Raw genomic sequence first — 25,003 nt, forward strand, 5'->3', positions numbered from 1 at the left:
ACTAAGCAGGATTTATGTTCAAATTAACAGCAGTATTAAAAAAAACAAATAATCGATTACCTACTCTCTCTACAGGTACAGCGCTAGGGGCTGCATTATTGCTGTGTGCTATGTCGCCATCTGTACCTGCAGCCAACCATTCTGATGACATTGTGATTAATAACACAGTTGCCAATAACACGGTTGGTAGTACTAATGATAACTCTACTATCGACAGCGCTCCCAGTTTAGCGAGTTTGGCTAACTACTGCACCGAGGATATTAGAGCGCAAACGACGCCTATAAAATATCAAAGTGCGCAACGGCAGTCGATTGATTGCATGTTCACTGAATTAAAGCGCTATCAGCAGCAAGCTCTCACGCCGCGTCAGCAGTACTTTGCTTACAAAGCACAAGCTTGGCTGAACTATGCCTATCACCAAGACAGCATAAAAAGTAAATCTGCTGCTGGCAGCCATGCCGTACAGGCAAGTCACACGATTTTACAAGCACTTGTAAACGATAATGATGAACAACTCGAGATAACCTCTGATATCCCTGTATTTTCAGCGTTGATGCGTCCTGATCTTTGGGCAACCCTCAATGCCTTAAAAGACAGTGGCGGTATAGAAACAGCACCGCGTGAAATGGCCTTTAGTGAGATTGCTTTAGTTTGGGCAGCCGCCAACCAATGTAAGCGCGGCTGGAGAGAGTCAGGCAGCCACTTTCGTATGGCAGACCGCTGGCTTGAGCAAGCTCGCGAAGCATACGTCAATGCTCATGACTCACAGACCAACGTAGCGCTAGAAAACGCAATCAACGACTATTACAAAAATTATGCCCCACTAGACCCAAGCGATGATGTCTGTCGTGGTCAAACCTTTCCTATCATGCCTGTCATGAATAAAAACTCAGCCAACAATACTCATATCAGTCATAAGTCTGCACCAACGATTGCTCTGCCTATGCCAATCGTGACTTATCATATCGGTGATTAACACAGTATCGCTGTCATTCCTACCAATAAAAAAGCTGGCTCATACTATGAGCCAGCTTTTTTGTAGTGCTATTATCCAAGACTATCTATGGCTATGCGCTAAAACTTATACCATTTCCAAAAATTAGAGTAGCGCGGAAAACTTGTGCAAGTACTATTCCTAGTAGGCTTAGCAAGTTTGATAACGTTAATCGCACTTTTTGAGTTTGGTATTACTACTTTTTACGTGGTAGGTTCTCTGGTAAGTAGCAGCGCAGGTAAGCGATGGCAGCGATGGTCGCTTCTTGCAGATACTTATCCGTGATTTCTTCATGACGGCGATACGATAAAGTAAATATCCCATTAATAATACTAAAAGTCACCATTAACATGTCTTTGACATCACCAAAATTAGGCAACTCATAACGCTGCGTCAAGCGCTCATATACCAACTCAACGATTTGCAAGTCAATATCTTCACCGAAGCTATCCCCTTCAAAATCTGGTGTATTGGTATCATAGATCAGCTTAGCTTTGGTGCTGTCATCATAAAAGATACCCACACTGCGCTCTATAATTGCCGTTAAGTAGCCCTGCCACCTGTCATAGTCTTCTGTTTCAACCGTTGCCAATATCTCTAATATTTCAATAGCATTCAAAAAACGCAGCGCTAAAAATATTGCTTCAATATTGGGGAAGAAGTGATAAGCGGATGCCCTTGGGATGCCTGCTTCTTCACACACATCAGCCAAGGTAATATCATTGATGGCTTTGGTTTCACTCAGCTTTTTGGCACCCATTAAGAGTTTTTGGCGGCGTGCACGGCCCTGCTGGCTAGTAAATTTGAATTTATTAGGCACCAGTTTTTTTGCCAATTCTGAATCAACTAATTTGTCTTCCATTTTATCGTCAACTTTATCGTCAACATTGTCGCTTACTTGCTCACTCATTACAGACCTCTCGATGTTATACCCTAATTTTTCATGAATAGCTGTTATTCGTTGATAGTAACAGCATCAAACCAGCCTGCTATTTACGGATTGTGATCAATATGACCATCTTCGTATCAGCGGTTAAGCATCATAGATACTTGTACATTATCAAGCAAAGGGCGTGTATGGGCTAAATTATTAATGTATCAATTAAATAGTATGATTAGACGTTGCAAACGATTAATCATGAATCTTTATTTTCGCTCGTATAATACCATGATCAGTGGCTCTATCGATATAATCCCACTTTAAGTGGTCGTTAAAATAATCTACTCGTTCGACAGCACCAAGTGCAAACTTGCTATCAGGCAAAAACTCCTCTGAGACAAACAGCTGATCGATCACTTCTGGCATGCCTTGATAAATATGAGTATAAGCCACATCCTTCATCCAGCCATAGCGCGATTGGATACGGGCAGCATCAAACAAAGCAACATCACGCATGCTTTTATCATAGTTGACTTCACCTGTCTCAGTCATCAACTGCGTGGTGACACTACCCGTCACATCGTTCATATCACCTAATAAGATGAGCGGTTCGCGAGTATGCTGCAGGCGCTTTATGATAGACATACGTATCGAGGCAGCCTCTGATGCGCGCATGCATAGACTGCGAAGTTTGGCGCGCACACGGATATTAGGATCATCCATATCCTCTAATAGATTACCGTCTTCATCGCGCAAATGATAGGCACGCTTGCTTTTTAGATGCGCGGTAATAATAGTAATTGGCTGCCCAAAGGCATTGACACGTAAGAGTAGCGGCGGACGATTGAATCGCTCATAAGGCCCGACATCAGGAACATCGATGATGGCTTCTGGTGCTATCTCTTCTAATAAGGTCGTTTCTATCTGCTCAAAACGGCTAATAATACCGACGGCAGGTGTCTTTTGTGCACCGTGACCTTGGGTATAAGGACTGGCGCTATCATTGCTTGCCAGCGGCGCGACCACATGTTTGCGCTCAAATCCTAATGACACCGCCAATGCCTCTAATGCATCGGTATCCCATACCTCTTGCACCGCGATGATATCGGCATGAGCCTTGGCAAGTAAATCCGTAAGCCCCTTTAGCTTGCGCTGATAAGTCTTCTGATCATAAGCTGGGGCGTTTTCGTAATAAACTCTGCTAGGGTTGGCTAAGTTAAGTAAATTTGCAGTAGCGATATAGAACTGCTTTTTACCTTCGGCAATGGCGTACTGACTCATAATATCCCTATTCTTTTTATTTTTAACATCAAATTAAATCTATTCACAATAAAAAAGCCTCTAGAGTTTTCCCTAGAAGCTTTAACATAGCACAAATTGCCATGGCTTTGGCTATCAGTGATTAGCTGACACGGTTCCAAGCATCACGAGATGCTTCGCGAGCTTCCTCCCATGCCAGACGTGAATCACCTTTTACCTCTTCCCACGAACGCTTTAGGTCTGCTTCGTGATCATCAAAACGGGCGTCTACTGGATAGCGCGCACGGTTAGCATAGCCAACTGCATAGGCTGGATGCAGGTCACGATCAAATTCATAGCCATCTTTGAAGTAGCTGGCATTGGCATGTTCTGCACGCCAATAAGCTTCCTCACGTGTTGGATCAATAGCTTCTGCAGCTGCATGACCTGCGCCGCCACCGACGATGGCACCGATAGCACCACCGATTAAAGTACCCAGTGGCCCTGCCATGGTACCAATGGCTGCGCCCGCTGCTGCACCACCGACACCGCCAACCCCCGTCCCTACTGGGTGCGATCCTGGCTCTCCAGTAATGATATCAGCATTCAAATCTTTCTTTGACTCTTTCGACATGTGTTTTACTTCATTGCGATCGATATCGTCATAGTTACTCATATTGTTATCCTTATATTATTGGTTATAGGTTTGCCATTAATTAATAATGTCTAGAACCAGTGATGATTGCTAATCATACTTTGGTCTACCACGAATAAATTATATGAGTCACAAGCACCTAGCTGATACGCCCGTTATGTAAACTGTGTCCACCTCGCGATGAGCTTAAGTTACAGCGTGTATGTTTATAACAGAGATACTTGACTAGGTTACTGACCATGTAAACGTCAGCCGAACTCTGACGTTTTTATGTTGCGTACCGTATTAATTAAATCACCGTTGATTAAGTCGCCGTTTGTTGAGTCACCGCTAGTCAAATCACAGCTTGAAGCAACGACGGCGATGTTTGCCCTTTAATAATATAAGCACTTTATATGAGTACTTTGCAGCTTGAACTGATAACTTGCTTAGATATCTATCAATGCCCTGCTAATAGCAGCCTGCCATTTATCAAGGTGCTGTGCACGTCTCTCAGCTGACATACTAGGCTCAAAGACACGGTCGACTTGCCATGACGCCTTCATCGTACTCTCGTCATATAAACCGCTTTTTAGACCAGCGAGAAGCGCAGCACCCTTAGCAGTGATTTCAGTATCTTGCGGGCGCAGTACCGGCACGCCAAGCAAGTCTGCTTGAAATTGCATGAGCAGGTCATTATTGGCAGCGCCGCCATCGACTCGTAGCTCGGTGAGTGGATGCGGACTGTCTTTTTGCATGGCGATAAGCACGTCATAGGTTTGATAGGCAATCGCTTCAAGCGCAGCGCGAGCGATATGCGCTTTGGTGGTGCCGCGGCTCATACCGCTAATACTGGCATGAATATCAGAGCGCCAATAGGGAGCGCCTAGACCAGTAAAAGCAGGGAGCAACACTACATCCTCACTACTCTCTACTTGCCGTGCGAGATCTTCCACCTCACAGCTTTGTTTGATCATGCCCAGATTGTCACGTAACCACTGTACGATGGCACCTGCCATAAACACGCTACCTTCGATGGCATAATTGACTTCGCGACCAAAAAACGTACTAGGAGCTTGTATAATGCGCCTACCAGATTGCACAATATCACTGATAGACAGCTCATCCACACGGCTCATTGGTGTTCGGCGCTGCCAAGCTATAGTGGTGAGTAATTGATGCTCACTAAGCTTAGGGGTTTGACCAATGTTCATCAGCATAAAACAGCCAGTGCCATAGGTATTTTTTGCCATACCAGGATCGAGACAGCCTTGACCAAAGAGTGCTGCTTGCTGATCGCCCAATACCGCATGGATAGGAATTTGTTTGGCAAACAGTCCCCTTTTAGTTTTGCCAAAATCGCCATCTGATGGCAGTACTTTGGGTAATATCGCCAGCGGAATATCAAAGCGTGCACACAGCTCCTCCGACCACGCCAGCTTATGAATATCATATAGCAGAGTACGCGAGGCATTGGTCACATCGATGACATGCTCACCGCCAGTTAACTGATAAATCAACCAACTATCGATAGCCCCTACTGCTATCTGCCCACCTTGGCTACTATTGGCGCGCGCTTTAATCTTGGGATAATGCTCAAGCAGCCAAGCAATCTTACTGGCACTAAAGTAAGGATCCAAGCGTAAGCCCGTAATCTGCTGCACCCTCTTTGATATATCTACCTTTGACACATCACCAATAGCCTCATTAGCCATATCTTGACAGTAGCTTGCTGTGCGCCGGTCTTGCCAAATAATGGCAGGTGCCAGCGGTGCGCCGGTTTGCTTATCCCACATGACGATAGATTCGCGCTGATTGGTGATGGCGATGCTGGTGACATCGGTAGCGAGTAGTCCTGCTTGGTTGATGACATCGTGAGCACAGCTGATTTGAGTTTGCCAAATTTGGCGCGCATCTTGTTCCACGTAACCAGCTTTTGGGGTTTTGAGCGTGGTAGGCTGCTGAGCAATTTCAATAGGCCGCGCCTGATCGTCGTACAAAATCGCCCGACTCGATGTCGTTCCTTGATCCAGCGCCAATATATATCCTGCCATTATCCACCTCTCAGTATGCTATATGATTTACTAGGCTTGCCTAACGTGTTGACGAATTTTTCTGATAACAACCTATTGCAATCCTATGCTTTACACCAAAGAATACACCATCACTCTATGACATTTAGCATATTGTATGACACTTGTCTCTTTATAACTTTGAATATCTCACTATCCAGATACCTGCATCTCTATCATTACCTTGTTATAAAAGCCATATACTTACTAGCTTATCCTCATCCTTTATCATAAATAATGCTATCCTTTGGATTAAAAATAGCGTTTTAGTTTGAAAGAAATCAGTATTCAATGAATAACAAGCCAATAATGAGCATTGACCAGTCATGATTGCAGCACTACAGTGTATGCTTTATTGCTATCAGCAAGTTATGTAGATAGCTGCTGCTTTTATGATTTGCTTTATTATTAGAGTCTATTACTCTATTGGCTTTTACTTTTTGATAATAAACCAATGTTTTTAATGCCAAAACCTCAACAGTATTGACCATTAAAACACTATATATTCAAATACCTTGCACGATAATATTTTGCTTCCTGATTAACGGTATAAGTCTCTTATGAAATTTGCTATCTCGTCTCTGCCTAGTGCTATTGCGACTCTCATGTTGATAGGAGTCTCAAGTCATACGGTCGCAGCAAGTACTCATATTAACACTGACTCTGACAGCCAGCCTTTAAATACCCTCGTCGATCCAATCACCCATAAAAGCATCGCTAACAGCTATCCGATAGAGGTCTCTAGCCATTTGAGTCTTGAGCAAGCGCAAGATATTTTATTACAAGTCTCACCCAAGCTTGCTGCCAATCAAGCCGCCATTGCAGCCAGTGAATACCAAACCGATGCACTCAAAACGATAGACAGGCCCTTTGTCTTTGCAAGAATGTCAGCGAGTACTTACACCATTCAAGAAGATATTGACTTGTCATCGCTAAGAAACGAAATCATCAGTGGTGTCAATGAGGTAGGCGACAACATAGGCGATGCGCTGGAGTCGTACCAGCCACCAAATATTCCCGACTTCGGTGAGCGTATCCCAAACTCTCATGAGTTTAAACGCTCAGGCTCAACGTCAGGCGCAGGTCTTGGTTTTGCATGGCCAGTCTATACTGCTGGGCGTACGGCGGCGCTCACAGGTGCCTCCAGTGCCCGTACCCAAGAGGCCATAGCAGATAGTGTATTAGATAAAAACGAGCTATATAACACCTTGATTGAGCGTTATTTTAAGGCGCAGTTGGCCATCATTGCTGCCTACCTACGTGAAGATGCTTATGATACGCTGCAACAGACTGACCATATGGCACAGCGATTATTCGAAGAAGGTTTTATCTCGCGTGTCGATCGCCTAGAAGCACAGTCTGCTCTTGCCGACGCCAAAAGCGAGTCCATAAAGGCAAACAATGATGCGCGTCTGGCGATGATTGCCTTACAGCGTTTGCTACGCACTGATTATCGTATTAAGCCTACCACGCCATTATTTGTTTCCAGTCGCCCCTTGCCAGATATAGAATACTTTCAACAATTAGCCCTGAACAATCATCCAGGCCTACAAAAAGTGGCGGCAAAACGCGCACAAGCGCAGCAGTTACATGCACTGTCGGACACTGGCTACAAGCCGACTGTCATGCTCTATGGCTATGGACAAGCTGAAAAAGACCCCAGCTGGATTGCTGGTATCTCTGCCAGTTGGAAGCTCTGGGGCGGTTTGGATAAATCCGCATCTTTGGCGTCGAGCACGGCTAAAATTCGCCAAGCCGATCTTTCGGAGATTGAGGTCAATGATAATCTGCTACTACTGGTCGAAAAAAACTGGAACGATGTCAATAATGCTCAGTCGCGCTACCAAGCACTACAAAGCAACGTGGATCTGGCGACTGAAGTATTACGCTTACGTCGTCTTGGACTACAAGAGGGCGTGAATACGGCCATTGAAGTGGTGCAAGCGCAAACGCAAGCACTCAAAGCTCGTACCGAGCAGGCGCAAGCGGCCAGTGATTATGTGCAAGCACTCGCCGCATTGATGCAAAGTGCTGGCACACCGCTCGCCTTTAATGCGTATCTCAATGCTGCTGATATTCGCCTGCCGACTTTGTATAGCGAGTAGTAGTTTGCTATTAAGAATAGTGTTATTAAAAACAATATTACTAACCCTACTGTGAATAACCATGTTATGAAAAAACTGACCTCTAAATCGACAAGCTGGCTACAGCCCTTGCTGCAGGCATGGCGTATAGCAAACAATTCTAATGTTTGGGCACATTGTGCGAGCGTAGGTTTTTTTGGTTTTTTATCTATTTTTCCAGTAATGGCGGTGTTTGTACTGCTTTATGGTCTCGCTTTTTCACCCGCTGAAATGCAAGAACAGATCTCACTTTTGCGTCAGTTTATACCTGATTCTGTATACGACGTCCTTAATTCACGCTTGAGCGAACTGGTCTCTAATACCAAGACAACTCTGACATTTAGTCTTGTTGCATCGACGTTATTAGCGCTTTATGCTGGCTCTAAGGGTATCAAGTCTTTAATTGTTCTGGTCAATCTTGCCTTTCACATCACCCAAGAGCGTAACTTTATACAAGGTACGATTCGAGCGCTTAGTCTAACCTTTGCAGCGGTAGTGGTGTTGATCATAGCGATCTCCTCTATCGCTATCATTCCTTTGGGGGCAGCCTACTTTCCCTTCCCTCAAATAGCCAAAACCATTGCGCTGTGGAGCAGATGGCCGATATTGGCTGGCATCATATTCTTAAGCTTCTTAAGCCTTTATCGTTTTGCGCCAAACCGTGATGCCAAACCGCTAAAAAAACTGGTGCCAGGAGCAACGCTCGCGACCGTTCTCTGGATTTTATTGTCTGTGCTGTTTTCAATTTATGTGCAAAACTTCAATAACTATAGTGCTGAGTTTGGGGCGCTTTCAGCTGCCGTAGTTATTATGCTATGGCTTTATTATTCAGCTTTCATCGTCGCCTTTGGTGCTATTTTTAATTTTGAAGCCATAGAAAGATCTAAACCCCATGCTATTCGAGTGTACTAAGGCGTGTTAAAACGCCTTTAGGGTAGTAGTTTTGATAATTACTGATTGCTATCACTGTTAGAAGTCTACCTTGCAGCCTTTTACTCTTCTACCTTTACAATAAGCCCTCCACTCTCAACTTTACTGCTTTAGGAATCTCACTGTCATGACTGAATTTCCAAATGAATCAGACGACTCACGCAAATCAACTGATTCGACCGAGTACACTGATGAGTCACAGCTGTCTCATGATGATCAGCCGTCAGTGGATTCTGTAGAAGACAGACCTAATGCAGAGCAAGGACAGGCAACGTCTGCTTATCGTCGTGATAATGCCAGATCTGATAAATCAGCCATGCTAAAAAAAGCAATTCTTGCTGCCTTGGTCATTGCGGTACTTGGGGTCATCGCTTATGGGCTTTTCAAAAGTAATCAGCATAGCCAGCCAGAAACGATTAGCTTGCAGGGGCAGATGCAAATGCAGCAAACCTCCATCGCCGCAAAAGTGCCTGGACGTATTGCGCAAATCATGGTCACCGAAGGCGACAAAGTAACCACAGGTCAACAGCTCATCGAAATGGACTCGCCTGAAATCAACGCTAAGATTAATCAGGCTCGTGCTGGTAAGCAAATGGCGCAAAGCCAACTGGATAAAGCGGAAAGCGGTGCACGCCCGCAGGAAATTGCGCAGGCAAAAGCGGCATGGCAAGCCAACAAAGCTGCCTCTGACTTGGCCGCCAATACTTATGAGCGTGTCAATCGCCTGTATCAAGAAGGTCTCATGGCTCGGCAAAAGCGCGATGAAGCTTATGCTCAATACTTGGCCACGCAAGATCAGACCGAAGCGGCACGCCTGCAGTATGATCTTGCGACGGAAGGCGCGCGTAGTGAAGATAAAGCAGCCGCGAGCGCTCAAGTGGCGCAAGTCGATGCTCAGCTTGAAGAGGCCCTGGTAGCAAAAGAAGAGGCTAACTTAAAAAGTCCGATTACAGGTATTGTAGACGATGTGATTGTTAGCGCAGGTGAAGTCATCGGTCAAGGTGTACCAATACTGACTTTAGTCAATCCAGACGATCAATGGGTCGTGCTAAACGTCACCGAAAACCACTTAAATCAATTTGCTATTGGTCAACGGTTTACGGGCACGATTCCAGCGCTGTCCTCTACGGATAAGCCTTTTACTAAAGAGTTTACCGTCTACGCCACCTCAACTCTGTCTGACTTTGCCACATGGCGACCGACCAATAATGATGACGGCTTTGATGTACGCACCTTTGAGATCAAGGCGAGACCCTCAAACCCAGACAGTCGTATTCGCTCTGGAATGAGTGTCATTGTAAAGATTGATCCAACCGCTGCTATTCAGGCTGAAGAGTAAACCATGCACTTGCTAAAAGCGTTTTTACGCAGTGCTGCCTATGAGCGGCGGTTCTTAGCCAAAAACCAGTGGGATTTGGCGATGGTACTGTGGATACCACTAGCAACTGTATTGCTGGTTTGGTGGATATTTTCGCAGACTCAAATCAATGACTTGCCTATCGGGGTCGTTGATCAAGACAATGGTCCTATCGCCAATACTCTGGTGCGCTATCTAGAAGCCAGTCCTGAGCTAACCGTCTATCAACATTACCACTCGCCAGCCGACGTCGAAGCAGCTATCTTGCAACGGGACGTGTATGCGGTTGTTATCATCCCTGAGGACTTTTCACGCAATATCTCATCTAGTAAGCCTGCGCCTGTCGTTTTGCAAGTGAACGCTCAGTATGGTACTCATTCAGGTATTATTCAGACCAGTGTACAAGCGGTCGTCGGTACATTATCAGCAGGCGTTGAGATACAGCGTCTGGTCAAGCAAGGGATGGCACCTTCGCAGGCAGCAATCAACTACTCTCCTATCGCCATTCAGCGCACCAGCTTATTCAACGCCATCAATAATTATCAGCAGTTTTTGGCATCGACTGTGATTCCTGCATTATTACATATCTTGGCAATGGTGATTGGTGCAACGACAATTGGCCGAGAGCTACGCGATAAGCAACTGGGACGTTGGTCTCGTTTTATCGATTCAGGCACGCCTGATTTCACATTGGGTAATTACAATGGTCAATATAAAAACAATGATATAAAGCACACGAATAGTATAAGAAAAGCAAGCTTATCCGTATTATTCGTAGGCTTATTAGGCAAGTACTTTTGGCCCATACTGGCTTATAGCGTCTGGTCAGCATTGGCATTATGGCTTGCCACACCGCAACAAAGCGTGGACACAGTATCGTTGTTAATCACTTATATGAGTCTGGTATTGCTGATGACTCTCTCATTTTGGCTTGGCGCTGTCTTTACGCTCGGCTCATTTTCATTACGTATGGGGTTACCTGCTACCGGATTCATCTCCGTCCCTTCTTATGCCTTTGCAGGCGTGACTTATCCTTATATCGCCATTACCGACAGTGCTAAATATTGGGCGGACGCCCTACCCTTAACGCATTATCTGCAGCTGCACATTGCCCAGCTACAGATGCAAGCACTGGTTGCGGTATCATTGCCCATTGTTTATGGCTTGCTTTTGGCAACCATCATTGCGCTGATATTGATGGTTGTATTGACCAAACGCGCTTTAGCGCATCCTGAGCGCTGGGGAGCACGCTAATGTCGAATTTACCTAAAGCCAAGGCTGTAAAAACACCAACCTCCTTAAAGAAACCACCAGTGCCACAGTCGTTTTGGGCAAACTTTATCCAAACGCTCAAAGATGTGTTTACCGATAAAGGCGTGCTCTTAATGTTGATTATAGCGCCTATTATTTATGGTTTTTTTTATCCATGGCCCTATTCATCTGAGGTAGTCAATCATGTGCCGGTCGGTATTGTCGATTATGACAATAGTGACTTGTCACGTACCATTGTTCGCTATAGCAGCGCTAGTCCACAGCTAAACACCAAACGTTTTCTTAATGAACAAGCAGCCAAAGAAGCCATTTGGTCGGATCAAATTGCAGGCTACATGATTATTCCAAGCGGACTTGAGCAGAAAGTGTTATCAGGAAAGGCAGCCAGCGTCAGTGTACTCGGTAATGGTGGTTATTTTTTATTAAATAAAAACGTGCAGATGGGGTTCTTACAAGCGGTCAGTACGGTATCAGCAGGGGTAGAAGTCAAAAAAAACGTTGCTCAAGGGGTTTATGCGCCTACTGCTGCGCAAAACACTCAAGCCGTACCATTGCAGATTATGCCTTTGTATAACCAAACTGAGGGCTACGGTGCCTATGTGGTGCCAGCGGTATCGATTATTATTCTGCAACAAACTCTGTTAATAGCGACTGCAATGCTTATTAGTACTTGGTACGAGCAGCGTCGCCATAGCACCAGTATTCGCGGCTGGCTCGGACGGATTGCTGCTATGAGCGTACTCAGCTTCGCAGTTGGCTGCTTTTATTATGGCTGGACCTTTGAGCTGCATCATTATCCGCGCGGACAAAATATGCTTGGGAGCTTGCTATTTCTGATGATATTTTGTCCGACCGTAGCGACACTTGGTTGCGTGTTTGGTTTATGGTTTCGACTGCGTGAACGCAGTATGCAAATATTGATTTTTAGCTCACTGCCGATGTTTTTTATGAGCGGTTATCCTTGGCCGGCCAATCAGCTGCCAGAAGCACTGCAAGTTTTGCGCTGGTTAGTACCTACAACCCCTGCGATCAACACTTCAGTCCAGCTTAATCAAATGGGCGCCAGCCTCTCGCAAGTCGCTACAGGATTCTATGCTTTAATTGGTTTATGGCTGTTTTACTTCGCCTTTCTGTTATTTATGCGTCGGCGCACGGATTCCAAACAACCTGCTTTACAAAAAAGCTTTCTTTGATTTATAAAGCACTTGTTTGCAAGATACTGATACCAAACCCAACAATTAAAGTTGCGCCCAAGCACGAGCAGTTAACGACCGAATTCTTTGTGGCTGTTTAAGCAAATTATTCCAAGCCAAGCAAGTGGCATCGACAATAGCCTCATAACTGTCATAACAACGATTAGATAGCTCATTTTGCTTAAGGTACTGCCATACTCTCTCAGAGGGATTGAGCTCAGGTGAATAAGGCGGTAGTTTAAGCATAGTGACATTAGCCTGATTCAAGCTTGGTTGATGCCATAATGCGCCGTCCATCACCACCACCGCATGACGTCCTTTTGGAACGGCTTTACTAATCTCTTGCATATGCAATAACATGGTGTGTTTATTAACGAAAGGCAGTACTAAGCCGACAGCCTTCTTTGTCGCTGGACAAAAGGCACCAAACAGATAAGCGGAATGAAACTGTTGCTGCTTGATCAGTCGAGGTCGCCCACCGCGGTAATGCCAAACTCTGGTCAATGAGCCTTGTTGTCCTATTCGAGTTTCATCTTGAAACCAGATGTCCACTTGATCTAGGCTCACATCAGTAGGCAGTGACGCCTTAACCTGTGCTATAAAGTTTTTTTAAAAGCGTCTTGAGCTTGTATGTCGGCTTTTGGATGCTGACTACGAGCACTTATCCAACTCATATCAATACGCTTGAGTAGCTCGTAGATACCGTTAACGGTGTAGTGAGCGTTGTAGTGTTCTTTAGCCAATTGCTGAATGTCTTTGCCGGTTAGACGACCGCCAGCGCGCTTTTCTTGTTCAGAGACTATCATGGCTTTAAAAGCGGCTGTGTCTGCTTCTGCCAATTTGCTGCGACGACCTCGACGATGACGATCGTAGAGACTCTCAAGTCCTCGTTCATAATATCGCTTCAATGTCCATCTGGCAGTTTCAGGATGTATGCAGAGGTCTTTGGCAATATCGTTGGTGGCTTTGCCTATACTATATTGGTATAAGATGAGCAGGCGTAGTCGGGCTCTGGGATTGCGCTCAGTCTTTGAGTGTTTGCCAAAATCATGGTCTTCTAGGTTATGTATTGGTATAGTCATAAGTGGATTATACTATATATTTTGGGTTTGGTATGACTTCAAAATCAAGTCAAAAAAAGCGCCTGTTAGATATCTAACAGGCGCTTTGCTTATAACAAATTAAAATCTAGAACACTCGGTTGAGACCGTTTAGTGCCGCTACCCGATAGGCTTCTGCCATGGTCGGATAGTTAAAGGTCGTATTGACAAAATACTCAAGCGTGTTGTTGCTCTTGCATTTCATCACTGCTTGGCCAATATGAATAATCTCAGAAGCATGGTTGCCATAGCAATGGATACCTAATATCTCAAGCGTCTCACGATGGAACAATATCTTTAATACGCCAGAACGCTCACCAATGATCTGCGCGCGTGCCAAGTGTTTAAAGAAAGCTTGACCTACTTCATAAGGGACTTTTTCATCTGTCAGCTCTTGCTCAGTTTTACCGATACTCGAGATTTCAGGAATGGTATAGATACCAGTAGGTACGCTAGATACTGGTTCGGCATCGCTATCACCAACCATAAAGGCGGCTGCACAGCGTCCTTGGTCATAAGCCGCAGAAGCTAGAGATGGCCAGCCAATCACGTCACCAGCTGCGTAGATATTGTCTACGTCTGTGCGATAATTGTCGTCAACCTTAAGCTGACCACGGCTGTTAGCCTTAAGACCGAGAGCTTCTACATTGAGGCCTTCCGTATTACCTGAGCGTCCATTCGACCAAAGAATGGCATCAGACTTGATGCGCTTACCACTTTTTAGATGCAGAACCACATAGTCGTCATGGGTCTCCAGATAGTCAATCTCTTCGTTGCTGCGGATAAGCACACCAAACTGTCTAAAGTCATGGGCAATGGCATCACTAATCTCGCTATCCAAATAGCTCAGCAGCTGATTTTGGTTGTTGATCAAATCGACTTTATAGCCAAGACCAGTAAAGATAGAGGCATATTCACAACCAATCACCCCAGCACCATAAATGATGATTTTTTTAACCACATAATCCATTTGCAAGATTTTGTCAGAGTCAAAAACGCGTGGATGATTAAAGTCTAAAATATCAGGACGGTAAGGACGACTACCGACCGTGATAATGGCTTTGTTAAAGGTGACAGTTTCAAAGACGTTTTCATCAGTTTCGACACGTAAGGTATTCTTATCTACAAAACTTGCCCAACCTTGGATAACTTCAATACGGTTACGCTCATAAAAGCGCGTATGGGTACTGACTTGGCTACGTATCACCCGACGCGCATTGGCGAGCACCTTATTTAGGGGTACTTGCTCATACTCAAGGGCTTTGGTAAACATGGGATCGCGGCGAAAGTTGATCAGGTTAAAGACCGATTGGCGCAATGCTTTACTCGGAATCGTACCAACGTGCGTAGAGTTACCGCCGACCTCATCACGCGGATCAATCACCGCTACCTTTTTACCAGATTTGGCCAGCTTCATCGCTGCCGCTTCGCCAGCAGGGCCTGCACCCAAAACAACAGCATCGTATTCAAAATTATGCTTATCGCTTTTTATACGTTGCGAGTCTTTGGTAAAGCCTGACTTGATATCGATACGCTTATCATCCAGTGGATTGATCAAATCCGGATGGTGCATGACATCATCTGTAACTTGCTCATGCGTTTGCTCGATTTGTTCTTGCTTATCTTGAGCGACTGTCTGCTCAGGTGTAGTCACCGGCGCACTGCCGCTATCTTTATTTGATACTTCTGTATCAATGTCCTTACCAGTATCATTGGTAGCATCATCTTTACGTTTGCTTCCCATGCTGTCCTCTTTTATATATGGATGTATTTATTGGTTCATTATTAATTTGATTTTGAATGACCTATCGTCAAATATTTATTCACGATATTAAGGGGTGCCTACCATACGTTGAGACAAGATATTTTGCAATGTCCAATGCCCAGTCAAGCTTTTTTGAGTCTCATCAATTTGCGGACGTACGCTGATTACGTATTCAGTCCCAAGGGTTGGCGCAAAGTCATCAATCCAATCATAGGGAACTTGGAATACTGAGCCATCTTTATGAGACTTGGCCAATAAGCACTGCATCGGCAGTGCTGAGGCACAAGCGACACGCTGCGGCATGATGGTCAAGGTTTGCGCTTCGCCTAATACGATAGTCGGCACATAACGCGGCTCAGGGACCGGCTGACGTGAAAAAGGCGAGGTTTGACAGGCGCTAAGCAAAGTAACACTGCATAGTAGTCCCATTAGTAATAAAGGTGATTTGGTCGCTTTGTGGGGTAAACTCATCATATGCTCTATATATAGTAGTAAATATTTGGTAGTGATTAACGTGCAGTGACACATTATAAAATCAGCAAGCATTACCTTTTTTTAGCTGCTTTATAAGTAGCCGATTTATAAGATGCCATTACATAACTTCAGAATATGGCTTCAGAGATTTTAACCAATTCGGCGTTTAAGACCTGTCATCTGCAAAATACGCGTAGCAATTTCTTCAACCGACATCTCGGACACATCAAGGCTTGGAATTCCATGTGTGATATAAATCCCTTGGATTGCACGCTGTTCTTGTTGAACCTGCTGATAGCTTGAGTAACGGCTGCCCGCACGACGCTCCTGTCGTATTTTTACCAAACGATCTGTATCAATGACTAACCCAAATAATTTGTCTTTGTGCTCACGTAGCGCTTTTGGCAGCTGATTGTCGTACAAATCATCTTCAGTGAGTGGGTAGTTAGCAGCACGAATCCCAAACTGTAAAGCCAGATACAGCGACGTCGGCGTTTTACCCGAGCGTGACACCCCTACCAAGATGATATCTGCCATATTATAATGGCGAGTACGAGCTCCGTCATCATTATCTAATGCAAAATGCACCGCATCGATACGCTCTTTATAAGTCTCAGAATCGACATGGTCGTGGGCATGACCTGAGTGCGCATCTGGCTCAACGCCTGTCTCTTCAGCGATACGTCCAATCAAGCCTTCATACATATCTAAGTTACAGCTGTGGGCAGAGTTAATTCTCTCGCGTATCTCAGGACTGACAATGGTATCAAATACCAATGGCAACAACCCATCACGTTGATAGGCCATATTAATCTGCTGAACGGCATCTTCTGCACGCTCCAAGCTATCAACATAGGGCAATACTCGAGTCTCAAAAGGCACCGAGGCAAATTGACTTAATATAGAACGGCCCAGAGTTTCAGCAGTAATGGCCGTCCCATCAGAGATAAAAAAGGCGCTTCTGATGGTTTGTGAGTTATCCAAACTCAATGCATGGCGGTTTTGAATAGTGGCTTTGTCTTGTTCAGGTTGGATATTAGAGTACATAGCTTAAAAACCTCAATAGTCACATGCTGTAATCAACACCCTTAGGACGTGTCGACATTTTATGCTCTCCATTATACTCATAATAGACGTTTAATAGGAATCAATGTTCGTACAATCTCCTAACCACGCTGCCAGCTAGTCATCCTATTTTTACGACATAAACCATACTGTTAAATCAGATGTGATTTATATAAAAGCCAAATTTTAGAGATGCTTTGCAACTACTTGACACACTTAACATTACCTCTTAATAAGACAATAACGACTTCATTCATTACCAAATTATCTCAAAACCCTACAATTTGTATTTTTTTAACAAGTTTTTTGGTTCAGCTATCGAAATTGTCTGAATATAGCGGTATAATTTACCCCGTTATAATCCTTACTAAATAACCTTATTTTTTGGAGTTATCATGGCAGCGCAATCTTCAGCACTTGTGATCAACCTTGATCAGCTAGGAAAAAACGATATTGACATGGTCGGCGGCAAGAACGCCTCACTTGGTGAGATGATCAGTCACCTATCTGATTTGGGCGTTAGTGTACCAGGCGGCTTTGCTACTACCTCAAATGCATTCAATCGCTTTTTGACAGAAACAGGCTTACTTGACAAGATTAATAGCGAACTTAAAGAGTTAGATGTTGATGATGTCAATAAACTAACAGCGACAGGCAAAAAAATCCGTAACTGGATTGTTGAGCAAGAGTTGCCAAAAGACCTTGAGCAAGAAGTACGTAAGTCTTTTGAAGCCATGAGCGATGGTAAAGATATTGCTGTTGCCGTACGTTCTTCTGCCACTGCTGAAGATTTACCAGATGCCTCATTTGCTGGTCAGCAAGAGACTTATCTAAACATTCGCGGTATTGATAACGTCCTGATTGCCATTAAAGAAGTCTTTGCTTCACTATATAACGACCGTGCTATCTCTTACCGTGTGCATAAAGGCTTTGAGCACGAAGGTGTTGCTTTATCTGCCGCTGTACAGCGCATGGTACGCTCAGAAACAGGCGCAGCGGGCGTTATGTTCACCTTAGATACCGAAAGTGGCTTCGATCAAGTGGTCTTTATCACCTCAAGCTACGGCCTAGGTGAAATGGTCGTTCAAGGCGCGGTCAACCCAGACGAGTTCTACGTGTCAAAGCAGCTACTTGCTAATGGCAAACCTGCCATTATTCGTCGCAACTTGGGTAGTAAGCACAAAAAGATGGTCTATGGCGATGAAGGCAGCACCAAAAAATCTGTCAAAGTCGTTGATGTTGAAAAACAAGAGCGTATGCAGTTCTCGCTCTCGACTGAAGAGCTGAACTCTCTTGCCAAACAAGCCATGACCATCGAAAAACACTATGGTCAGGCGATGGATATCGAATGGGCAAAAGATGGCGATACCAATGAAATCTTTATCGTTCAAGCCCGTCCTGAAACCGTGAAGAGCCGCCAAGACAGCAATGTCATGGAGCGTTATGTCATCAACACGACTGGCGCTAAAGTGTTGTGTGAAGGTCGCTCAATCGGCCAGCGTATTGGCGCAGGCAAAGTACGTATCGTTAGTAATCTAAACGAGATGGACAAAGTACAAGAAGGCGACATATTGGTTTCAGACATGACAGACCCTGATTGGGAACCCGTCATGAAGCGTGCTTCTGCCATCATTACCAACCGTGGTGGTCGTACCTGTCACGCTGCGATTATCGCGCGTGAGCTTGGTGTACCAGCCATCGTTGGTTGTGGTAATGCCACCGAACTATTGGTTGATGGTCAAGACGTCACTGCTTCTTGTGCCGAAGGTGATACTGGCTTTATTTATGAAGGTCAGATTGATTTTGACATCCAAACCAACTCTATCGAGACCATGCCAGAGCTGGCGTTCAAAGTCATGATGAACGTTGGTAACCCAGATCGCGCTTTTTCATTCACTCAAATGCCAAACGAAGGTATCGGTCTTGCGCGTCTTGAGTTCATCATCAACCGTATGATTGGCGTGCATCCAAAAGCCTTGCTAAATATGAACAGCTTGCCACGTGAGATATCACAAGCAATCCAAGAGCGTATCGCAGGTTATGCCTCACCAGTTGATTTTTATGTCGATAAATTGGTTGAAGGTATCTCAACGCTTGCCGTTGCCTTTATGGATCAGCCAGTCATCGTTCGTATGTCAGATTTCAAATCGAACGAATACGCCAACCTACTTGGTGGTAAACTGTATGAGCCATCAGAAGAAAACCCGATGCTGGGATTCCGTGGTGCTAGCCGCTATGTTTCTGATAATTTCCGTGACTGCTTCGAGCTTGAGTGTAAAGCGCTAAAGCGTGTACGTGATGAAATGGGCTTGACCAACGTTGAGATTATGATTCCATTTGTTCGTACCGTTGGCGAAGCCAAACAGGTCATCGAACTACTTGAGAAAAATGGTCTAAAGCGCGGTGAGAATGGCCTACGCGTCATCATGATGTGTGAGCTACCAACCAACGCCTTATTGGCAGACGAGTTCCTAGAGCACTTCGATGGTTTCTCAATTGGTTCAAACGACTTAACACAGCTAACACTTGGTCTTGACCGTGACTCAGGTATCGTCTCTCATCTGTTCGATGAGCGTGATCCAGCAGTCAAGAAGTTGCTATCTATGGCAATCGACGCTTGCCGTAAGCAAAACAAATATGTTGGCATCTGTGGTCAAGGTCCATCAGACCATCCAGATCTTGCTTACTGGCTCATGGAACAAGGTATCAACTCAGTGTCACTGAACCCTGACTCAGTACTAGATACTTGGTTCTTCCTAGCTGGTGAAGAAGTAAAGTAAGCCCTAACGTTAAGTCACAGCAGCAATTCACACAGTCGTTAACAATATAACCATTAGGGTCTATTTAAAAATGTTAAATAGACCCTAATATTATAGAGTATAGATAACGATTTAAGATATGACTAACTATGCAGGCAATTATGCAGATTTTTCTTGCTCGAAATAACGTACAAGCTGGCCCCTACACCTTGGATCAGCTTAATATTATGCTGACATCTGGTGAAGTAGTACTAGATGATTTAGTGTGGCATGAAGGCCTAGATCAGTGGCAGCGTCTTGGTGATGTGACAGGTAATCAGTTTACCTATCGCCCAACGGTTGCTACGCCTAGTGACTCTATCATCAATAATGTGACTGTGTTCCCTGAGGACTCAAACAAAAGCGCTTCAGCAGGTGACAAAAAAGTTTCTATTGATAGGCTCTATGGCAAGCCTGAACGCCCAAAAACCGATGCAAAAAATGCCAAAGCTGATATGACAACCAACCGTCATCACACTCCGCATAATAATGTATCACTCAATAAGCCAAGCACAAGTAAACTTGCTTCAAGCACAGATAAAGTGATTGGTAATGTGGTACTTGCCCCTATTATGTCGCGAGTATTAGCAACCGCCATCAATGCTCTGCTTTATTTATTAGCGATTTTTCCGCTGGTATTGGCATTGACAAAGATGGATATCGATTACACTAAGTTTCAAGACATCCAGAATATGGACGCCGCTTATCAGTATTCAATGACGCTCATGGAAAGCCTACCCAGCTCTACCTTGATGATGTCGCAAGTGATGGTATTTGGTCTATTTGCTTTACAATTGGTGTTTATTACCCTACGCGGGCAGTCACTGGGCAAACTCATTACAGGTATTCGAGTGGTCGATCAAACCACGCACCGTCTACCTTCTTTTACCAAGCTTATCGGTATGCGCACCCTCCTGCTATTTATTATCTATAACTTGCTGTTCTCATTTACCAGCTTTTTAGGCTTTGTAGTCATTGCAGTACATTATTATATGGCATCAAAAAGCCCTGAAAACATCGGCTGGCATGATAAGTTAGCCAAAACTTTGGTGGTAAAAGCGGATAGCAGTCAGTTGATAAAACAGCCAAAAATAAAGTAGCTTATTGATGGTTTACAACCTTATTTAAAACGAGAATAATCAAAAAAGCAGCGCTCAGTCGTTGCTTTTTTATTGCTAACAACTACTACATACTATTTTATCCTTTTATTTATTCTTGATTAGGTTTTATTATCCTTTGTGTTAGCACAGGGTTACTGTTATAATACGGCGCTTTATATCCTAAGCTTATCTTCAACTTTTCATTAATGATTTGTTTGAGATGCAGCTTACCTTATAAATCTCCTTGCTATTAACATAGGGTTAATAGCTACTAATCCGTAAGGAGTCCAATATGCGACATTACGAAGTGGTGTTAATTGTACACCCAGACCAGAGCGACCAAGTGGTCGGCATGGTTGAACGCTATATCAAGTTGGTTCAAGACAACAACGGCGCCATCCATCGTCTAGAAGATTGGGGTCGTCGTCAACTGGCTTACCCAATCAACAAGATTCACAAAGCTCATTACGTTCTTTTCAATATCGAAACTGACGGTGAGACTTTGGCTGAGCTTGAAGAGTTATTCCGTTATAACGACGCGATCATTCGTAGCCTAGTTATGCGCCGTGACGAAGCAGTCACTGAAGAGTCGCAGTTAGCTAAAAATGCCGATGAAAAACGTGCACGTAAAGCTACTACTCGTCGTCCAGACAGTCGTGAAAGCGATAGTGACGACAACGACAACAGTGAAGACTAATTAAAGGAGAATACTCATGGCACGTTTTTATCGCCGTCGCAAATTCTGCCGTTTCACTGCTGAAGGCATCACTCACATCGACTATAAAGATGTTGAATTGCTAAAACAGTACATTAGTGAAAATGGCAAAATCGTACCTAGCCGTATTACTGGTACATCTACTAAATATCAGCGCCAATTAGCAACTGCTATCAAGCAAGCTCGCTTTCTTGCGCTACTTCCGTATACTGATAACCATCAGTAATTCGACGGTTAACTAGGAGTGACTCATGCAAATTATTTTGTTACAGCGTATCGTCAACCTTGGTAAACTCGGTGAAACTGTCGATGTGAAACCAGGTTACGGACGTAACTTTCTTATCCCGCAAGGCAAAGCGTTGCCTGCTACTAAAGCTAATATCGAAAAGTTCGAAGCACGTCGTGCTGAGCTTGAAGCCGAAGAAGCCAAAGAAATCGCTACCGCTCAAGAACGTGCTGATGCTTTAACTGATGTTAATGTCATCATGCGCGCCAAATCAGGTGACGAAGGCAAGCTATTCGGTTCTATCGGTACTCGTGATATCGCTGAAGCACTAACCAACTCAGGCCTAGAAGTTGACCGTTCAGAAGTTAAGCTTCCTGAAGGCACTCTACGTCAAATTGGTGAGTATAACGTTGATATCCAGCTACATCATGATGTTACTGCCAGCATCCTAGTCACCATCCTCTCTGAAGATGGCGATGACGAAGATCTAGTAGAAGATGAAGCAGAAGACGAGAACGAAGACTATTCTGAAGAGTAATCTTTAGAACCTTCGACTTTAGTTTAAAAAGAGAGTCAACATTATGCTGGCTCTCTTTTTGCATTGAAAATATGAAGCGTCTGACTCAATCTATATGCTTATTATGCTCAACATGTTATGAAGTGTAACGGTTCGACTGTCTTAGCTTGCTAATACTCGCACTTATACTATATAATGTTTTGCTCTATTGGGGATGTTCTGGCTTCGACGCTGGTGATGAAACTCAATGATGCATGTCGAGAGTGTATGTCCTCTCGTAAATCAAACATATATTGTTATAGTCGCAAACGACGAAACTTACGCTCTAGCAGCTTAAACCCTGCTTACTGCGCTGCCGATTACCTATAGTTGGTCAGCCCAGTTGAAGCGTCCGCATATAGGTTCGCCACAAGGGATTGTCTCAATCTCTTGGGTTCAAAAGTAGAGAATCGTCCAATCCATCCTGCCTGTCGGATCGGTGCGGACTAAAACTAAAGACAGAATCTAAACATGTAGATTCATGAGCGTAATGCTGGCGGACGCGGGTTCAACTCCCGCCATCTCCACCAAACATTTTAAATCAAGTCAATCACTTAGGTGGTTGGCTTTTTTTATAATTGAAATTTAATATCAAGCGATTGTTTCAGAGTCCGTTAAGCATATATTTTGCTCTATCTCTACCGTTAGATTGGATATAGTCTCAACAGAATGACGGTTAATACGATCTTCTATTTTTCAATAAGTTCAATTACTGGCTTTTATTCAATTAAAAGTCCATGCTCCATAACTGTCGAAAATCTTTGTCTCCCCACCTTCAGTATTTTGTAGTTCTATCCAACAGTCTGGCGTTTTACTCTGTGCTGTGGTACTAAATCCATTTGCTTTCTTTATTTTTAATCCTTTAATATTACAACTGTTGCCTGTCGTTTTTGTTGAAGGAGATAAGCCTATTTTCAACTTGCGATAGTCGCCAAGCGTTGATACAGAAGGCTCTTTAAATCTCCTATTGCTAGCACTTGGTTCTACCCATATCTCATTACCAAACTTCACTGAAGATATATCAGAGCCGGTCTTTACCACAGTCCCTTGCGAACCGATGACAGTGTCCTTACCTCCTAAAGATGTACTGGTTGATTTTTGGCGTATTGAGATACCTTTAGAGTTTTTCTCGTCCGCTAAAAACTTGTAGCCATTAATGATAAAATCTGATTCTTCGGGTAAAGTATAAGAGATCTCTCCTCCTGCTTGTATATTATTGATAGTAACATTACCAAACTGCTTGCCTGGAAATTTAGTAATAATATCACTACTGGTTATGCCAAAATCAGCGCCGCCATGTAAATAGGTGACCTTATTGATTTCTAAATCTAAGTTACTGGCTTTGTTCCAAGCTAAGCTCATTGGTGTTAAGTCAGTAGGAGTCTTATAGTAGAGCTCATCTATTAATATCCTGCCAGTATTATCAGCACCGCTCAAATAAAACCCTACTCCTGCTCTGAGGTTACTTAATGTCGTTTTGCCTTTGATATGTAAAGAAACCTCTATATCATCACGAAATATCGAAGTAGACATGCCCCAATAAGACCCTTTACAGGTGGGGCTTTCTATCACTGAGTTCACGATACGAGGTGGTGGCGCTCCTTCTGCCCCTTCTGGCTCTACATCAATACACGCTTTTGGCCATGTACCTTCAATACCATCACTATCACCAACCTTCTGTATTCTAGGTCTAATAATATTAACATTATCCCCTGATGCAAGCGTCAATCCATTACGTCTAGCGCCACTCACAAACGGCTCTACTACCGTAATATTAGTTGGTACTTGCTTGCTTTTTGTACCCCATTCTTTACCGATATAAATACCATCGCCCCAAACATTTTCTATAACTGGTTTTTCAATATAACCGTTTGAGCTTTCATAAATGGTTAAACCATACCCCCATTCACCATCTCTTGCTTTACTGGTAAGTCTGTCTCCAATAAGATGAGGATTAGATATCTTGTAATTATCCACATCTCTGGCTACCACTATATTATAAACCTCATTGTTCTCAGAGATGAGTTTTAACTTAGCGTGTGGTGTAAACCTCAAGTCACTATTGTCTCTAATGATTAAGCCAACATTCTGGGTACCTATGTACGTCCTATTCGCTTTTATATGATAAACACCATCAATAATGAATGGCTTACCTTTACTGGTAGCATAATCATATCCTGCCTGCAATTTTAGAACTTGATCTTGTTTAATGTCAGGCGTAGCAAACCAAGAAGCTAAGTACCCTTCTTGATTTTGCGTAACAAATTTGTTTTCAATATCTTGCATAGAGTTATTACTTCGAGCGTAGGTATTAGCCTGCAGCATATCAGAATCAGTTAGACTCTGACTCATGGGCTCTGGAGTAGTGTCAGACGAGCGGCTATCACTAAATAAAGTCACGCCACCCAACAAGACAATACCACTTAATAAAGCTGCACTACCTAACCATGTCCAACCATTCATAAAACCACCTGTTTATTTATAGTAGTGAGTGTTGATGCTCTTTTAT

General features: G+C 43.9%; 21 protein-coding genes and 1 other RNA gene. 12 read left to right on the plus strand and 10 right to left on the minus strand.

Annotation, left to right across the window (positions count from 1 at the left end):
- Positions 1-14 precede the first annotated feature (14 nt).
- Positions 15-977, plus strand: a complete 963-nt coding sequence (locus tag JMX03_RS09595; RefSeq protein WP_201596421.1) for a hypothetical protein — start codon at positions 15-17, stop codon at positions 975-977.
- A 214-nt stretch (positions 978-1,191) separates the two neighbouring features.
- Here the strand turns inward: JMX03_RS09595 and JMX03_RS09600 are convergent, their stop codons facing one another.
- From JMX03_RS09600 to glpK, 4 genes are all read right to left on the minus strand, one after another.
- Positions 1,192-1,905 carry a TetR/AcrR family transcriptional regulator gene (locus JMX03_RS09600; protein WP_201596423.1) on the minus strand — a complete coding sequence of 238 codons (714 nt, stop codon included), beginning with the start codon at positions 1,903-1,905 and terminating at the stop codon, positions 1,192-1,194.
- Positions 1,906-2,127: 222 nt separating this feature from the next.
- Positions 2,128-3,156 carry an endonuclease/exonuclease/phosphatase family protein gene (locus JMX03_RS09605; RefSeq protein WP_201596424.1) on the minus strand — a complete coding sequence of 343 codons (1,029 nt, stop codon included), beginning with the start codon at positions 3,154-3,156 and terminating at the stop codon, positions 2,128-2,130.
- A 121-nt stretch (positions 3,157-3,277) separates the two neighbouring features.
- Positions 3,278-3,790, minus strand: a complete 513-nt coding sequence (locus tag JMX03_RS09610; RefSeq protein ID WP_201596427.1) for a hypothetical protein — start codon at positions 3,788-3,790, stop codon at positions 3,278-3,280.
- Positions 3,791-4,197: 407 nt separating this feature from the next.
- Positions 4,198-5,802 (minus strand): glycerol kinase GlpK, encoded by a 1,605-nt coding sequence (glpK, locus tag JMX03_RS09615; RefSeq protein WP_201596429.1) that lies wholly within the window; start codon positions 5,800-5,802, stop codon positions 4,198-4,200.
- Positions 5,803-6,380: 578 nt separating this feature from the next.
- On the opposite strand from glpK, the gene JMX03_RS09620 reads away from it, so the two are divergent.
- From JMX03_RS09620 to JMX03_RS09640, 5 genes are all read left to right on the plus strand, one after another.
- Positions 6,381-7,925 carry a TolC family protein gene (locus JMX03_RS09620; RefSeq protein ID WP_227695580.1) on the plus strand — a complete coding sequence of 515 codons (1,545 nt, stop codon included), beginning with the start codon at positions 6,381-6,383 and terminating at the stop codon, positions 7,923-7,925.
- 66 nt (positions 7,926-7,991) lie between these two features.
- Positions 7,992-8,855, plus strand: a complete 864-nt coding sequence (locus JMX03_RS09625) for a YihY/virulence factor BrkB family protein (protein ID WP_201596431.1) — start codon at positions 7,992-7,994, stop codon at positions 8,853-8,855.
- Between the two features lie 145 nt (positions 8,856-9,000).
- Positions 9,001-10,212: an HlyD family secretion protein gene (locus tag JMX03_RS09630; protein WP_201596433.1), complete on the plus strand. Its 1,212-nt coding sequence runs from the start codon at positions 9,001-9,003 to the stop codon at positions 10,210-10,212.
- A 3-nt stretch (positions 10,213-10,215) separates the two neighbouring features.
- The gene (locus JMX03_RS09635; protein ID WP_201596435.1) at positions 10,216-11,484 is read left to right on the plus strand and encodes an ABC transporter permease; all 1,269 of its coding nucleotides are present in this window, start codon (positions 10,216-10,218) and stop codon (positions 11,482-11,484) included.
- Complete coding sequence (locus tag JMX03_RS09640) at positions 11,484-12,695, plus strand: ABC transporter permease (RefSeq protein WP_201596437.1); 1,212 nt, start codon at positions 11,484-11,486, stop codon at positions 12,693-12,695. The genes JMX03_RS09635 and JMX03_RS09640 overlap by 1 nt, the downstream gene beginning before the upstream one ends.
- Before the next feature lie 45 nt (positions 12,696-12,740).
- Here JMX03_RS09640 and JMX03_RS09645 read toward each other — a convergent pair whose 3' ends face one another.
- From JMX03_RS09645 to ppsR, 5 genes are all read right to left on the minus strand, one after another.
- Positions 12,741-13,247 carry an IS630 family transposase gene (locus JMX03_RS09645; RefSeq protein ID WP_201596439.1) on the minus strand — a complete coding sequence of 169 codons (507 nt, stop codon included), beginning with the start codon at positions 13,245-13,247 and terminating at the stop codon, positions 12,741-12,743.
- 44 nt (positions 13,248-13,291) lie between these two features.
- On the minus strand, positions 13,292-13,777 hold the full coding sequence (locus JMX03_RS09650) for a winged helix-turn-helix domain-containing protein (RefSeq protein ID WP_201596441.1): 486 nt from the start codon (positions 13,775-13,777) through the stop codon (positions 13,292-13,294).
- 106 nt (positions 13,778-13,883) lie between these two features.
- Positions 13,884-15,539, minus strand: a complete 1,656-nt coding sequence (gene sthA / locus JMX03_RS09655; RefSeq protein WP_227677650.1) for a Si-specific NAD(P)(+) transhydrogenase — start codon at positions 15,537-15,539, stop codon at positions 13,884-13,886.
- Positions 15,540-15,626: 87 nt separating this feature from the next.
- A complete protein-coding gene (locus JMX03_RS09660) occupies positions 15,627-16,031 on the minus strand; it encodes a DUF4377 domain-containing protein (protein ID WP_201596443.1) in 405 nt (134 codons plus the stop codon).
- A 153-nt stretch (positions 16,032-16,184) separates the two neighbouring features.
- Positions 16,185-17,081, minus strand: a complete 897-nt coding sequence (gene ppsR / locus JMX03_RS09665; protein ID WP_374220343.1) for a posphoenolpyruvate synthetase regulatory kinase/phosphorylase PpsR — start codon at positions 17,079-17,081, stop codon at positions 16,185-16,187.
- Positions 17,082-17,494: 413 nt separating this feature from the next.
- On the opposite strand from ppsR, the gene ppsA reads away from it, so the two are divergent.
- The 6 genes from ppsA to ssrA all read left to right on the plus strand — a co-directional run bounded on the left by ppsA (position 17,495) and on the right by ssrA (position 23,024).
- Positions 17,495-19,879 carry a phosphoenolpyruvate synthase gene (gene ppsA, locus JMX03_RS09670; protein WP_201574285.1) on the plus strand — a complete coding sequence of 795 codons (2,385 nt, stop codon included), beginning with the start codon at positions 17,495-17,497 and terminating at the stop codon, positions 19,877-19,879.
- A 140-nt stretch (positions 19,880-20,019) separates the two neighbouring features.
- A complete protein-coding gene (locus tag JMX03_RS09675) occupies positions 20,020-20,997 on the plus strand; it encodes an RDD family protein (RefSeq protein WP_227677649.1) in 978 nt (325 codons plus the stop codon).
- Positions 20,998-21,289: 292 nt separating this feature from the next.
- A complete protein-coding gene (rpsF, locus tag JMX03_RS09680; protein WP_201574283.1) occupies positions 21,290-21,694 on the plus strand; it encodes a 30S ribosomal protein S6 in 405 nt (134 codons plus the stop codon).
- Between the two features lie 16 nt (positions 21,695-21,710).
- Entirely contained in the window at positions 21,711-21,938 is a 228-nt protein-coding gene (gene rpsR / locus JMX03_RS09685) for a 30S ribosomal protein S18 (RefSeq protein ID WP_201553980.1), read from the plus strand.
- Positions 21,939-21,963: 25 nt separating this feature from the next.
- Positions 21,964-22,476: a 50S ribosomal protein L9 gene (rplI, locus tag JMX03_RS09690; RefSeq protein WP_201574282.1), complete on the plus strand. Its 513-nt coding sequence runs from the start codon at positions 21,964-21,966 to the stop codon at positions 22,474-22,476.
- Between the two features lie 189 nt (positions 22,477-22,665).
- Positions 22,666-23,024: a transfer-messenger RNA gene (gene ssrA, locus JMX03_RS09695) on the plus strand.
- A 193-nt stretch (positions 23,025-23,217) separates the two neighbouring features.
- On the opposite strand, the gene JMX03_RS09700 is transcribed toward ssrA, so the two are convergent.
- A complete protein-coding gene (locus tag JMX03_RS09700; RefSeq protein ID WP_201596445.1) occupies positions 23,218-24,957 on the minus strand; it encodes a hypothetical protein in 1,740 nt (579 codons plus the stop codon).
- Positions 24,958-25,003: the final 46 nt, after the last annotated feature.

Source organism: Psychrobacter fulvigenes (assembly GCF_904846155.1).
Taxonomy (GTDB): Bacteria; Pseudomonadota; Gammaproteobacteria; order Pseudomonadales; family Moraxellaceae; genus Psychrobacter; species Psychrobacter fulvigenes.

Bases quoted from the DNA above. Each gene is read 5' to 3' on its own strand.
- JMX03_RS09595 (WP_201596421.1), top strand. From the start codon at position 15: ATGTTCAAATTAACAGCAGTATTAAAAAAAACAAATAATCGATTACCT.
- JMX03_RS09600 (WP_201596423.1), bottom strand. From the start codon at position 1,905: ATGAGTGAGCAAGTAAGCGACAATGTTGACGATAAAGTTGACGATAAA.
- JMX03_RS09605 (WP_201596424.1), bottom strand. From the start codon at position 3,156: ATGAGTCAGTACGCCATTGCCGAAGGTAAAAAGCAGTTCTATATCGCT.
- JMX03_RS09610 (WP_201596427.1), bottom strand. From the start codon at position 3,790: ATGAGTAACTATGACGATATCGATCGCAATGAAGTAAAACACATGTCG.
- glpK (WP_201596429.1), bottom strand. From the start codon at position 5,802: ATGGCAGGATATATATTGGCGCTGGATCAAGGAACGACATCGAGTCGG.
- JMX03_RS09620 (WP_227695580.1), top strand. From the start codon at position 6,381: ATGAAATTTGCTATCTCGTCTCTGCCTAGTGCTATTGCGACTCTCATG.
- JMX03_RS09625 (WP_201596431.1), top strand. From the start codon at position 7,992: ATGAAAAAACTGACCTCTAAATCGACAAGCTGGCTACAGCCCTTGCTG.
- JMX03_RS09630 (WP_201596433.1), top strand. From the start codon at position 9,001: ATGACTGAATTTCCAAATGAATCAGACGACTCACGCAAATCAACTGAT.
- JMX03_RS09635 (WP_201596435.1), top strand. From the start codon at position 10,216: ATGCACTTGCTAAAAGCGTTTTTACGCAGTGCTGCCTATGAGCGGCGG.
- JMX03_RS09640 (WP_201596437.1), top strand. From the start codon at position 11,484: ATGTCGAATTTACCTAAAGCCAAGGCTGTAAAAACACCAACCTCCTTA.
- JMX03_RS09650 (WP_201596441.1), bottom strand. From the start codon at position 13,777: ATGACTATACCAATACATAACCTAGAAGACCATGATTTTGGCAAACAC.
- sthA (WP_227677650.1), bottom strand. From the start codon at position 15,539: ATGGGAAGCAAACGTAAAGATGATGCTACCAATGATACTGGTAAGGAC.
- JMX03_RS09660 (WP_201596443.1), bottom strand. From the start codon at position 16,031: ATGAGTTTACCCCACAAAGCGACCAAATCACCTTTATTACTAATGGGA.
- ppsR (WP_374220343.1), bottom strand. From the start codon at position 17,081: ATGTACTCTAATATCCAACCTGAACAAGACAAAGCCACTATTCAAAAC.
- ppsA (WP_201574285.1), top strand. From the start codon at position 17,495: ATGGCAGCGCAATCTTCAGCACTTGTGATCAACCTTGATCAGCTAGGA.
- JMX03_RS09675 (WP_227677649.1), top strand. From the start codon at position 20,020: ATGCAGATTTTTCTTGCTCGAAATAACGTACAAGCTGGCCCCTACACC.
- rpsF (WP_201574283.1), top strand. From the start codon at position 21,290: ATGCGACATTACGAAGTGGTGTTAATTGTACACCCAGACCAGAGCGAC.
- rpsR (WP_201553980.1), top strand. From the start codon at position 21,711: ATGGCACGTTTTTATCGCCGTCGCAAATTCTGCCGTTTCACTGCTGAA.
- rplI (WP_201574282.1), top strand. From the start codon at position 21,964: ATGCAAATTATTTTGTTACAGCGTATCGTCAACCTTGGTAAACTCGGT.
- JMX03_RS09700 (WP_201596445.1), bottom strand. From the start codon at position 24,957: ATGAATGGTTGGACATGGTTAGGTAGTGCAGCTTTATTAAGTGGTATT.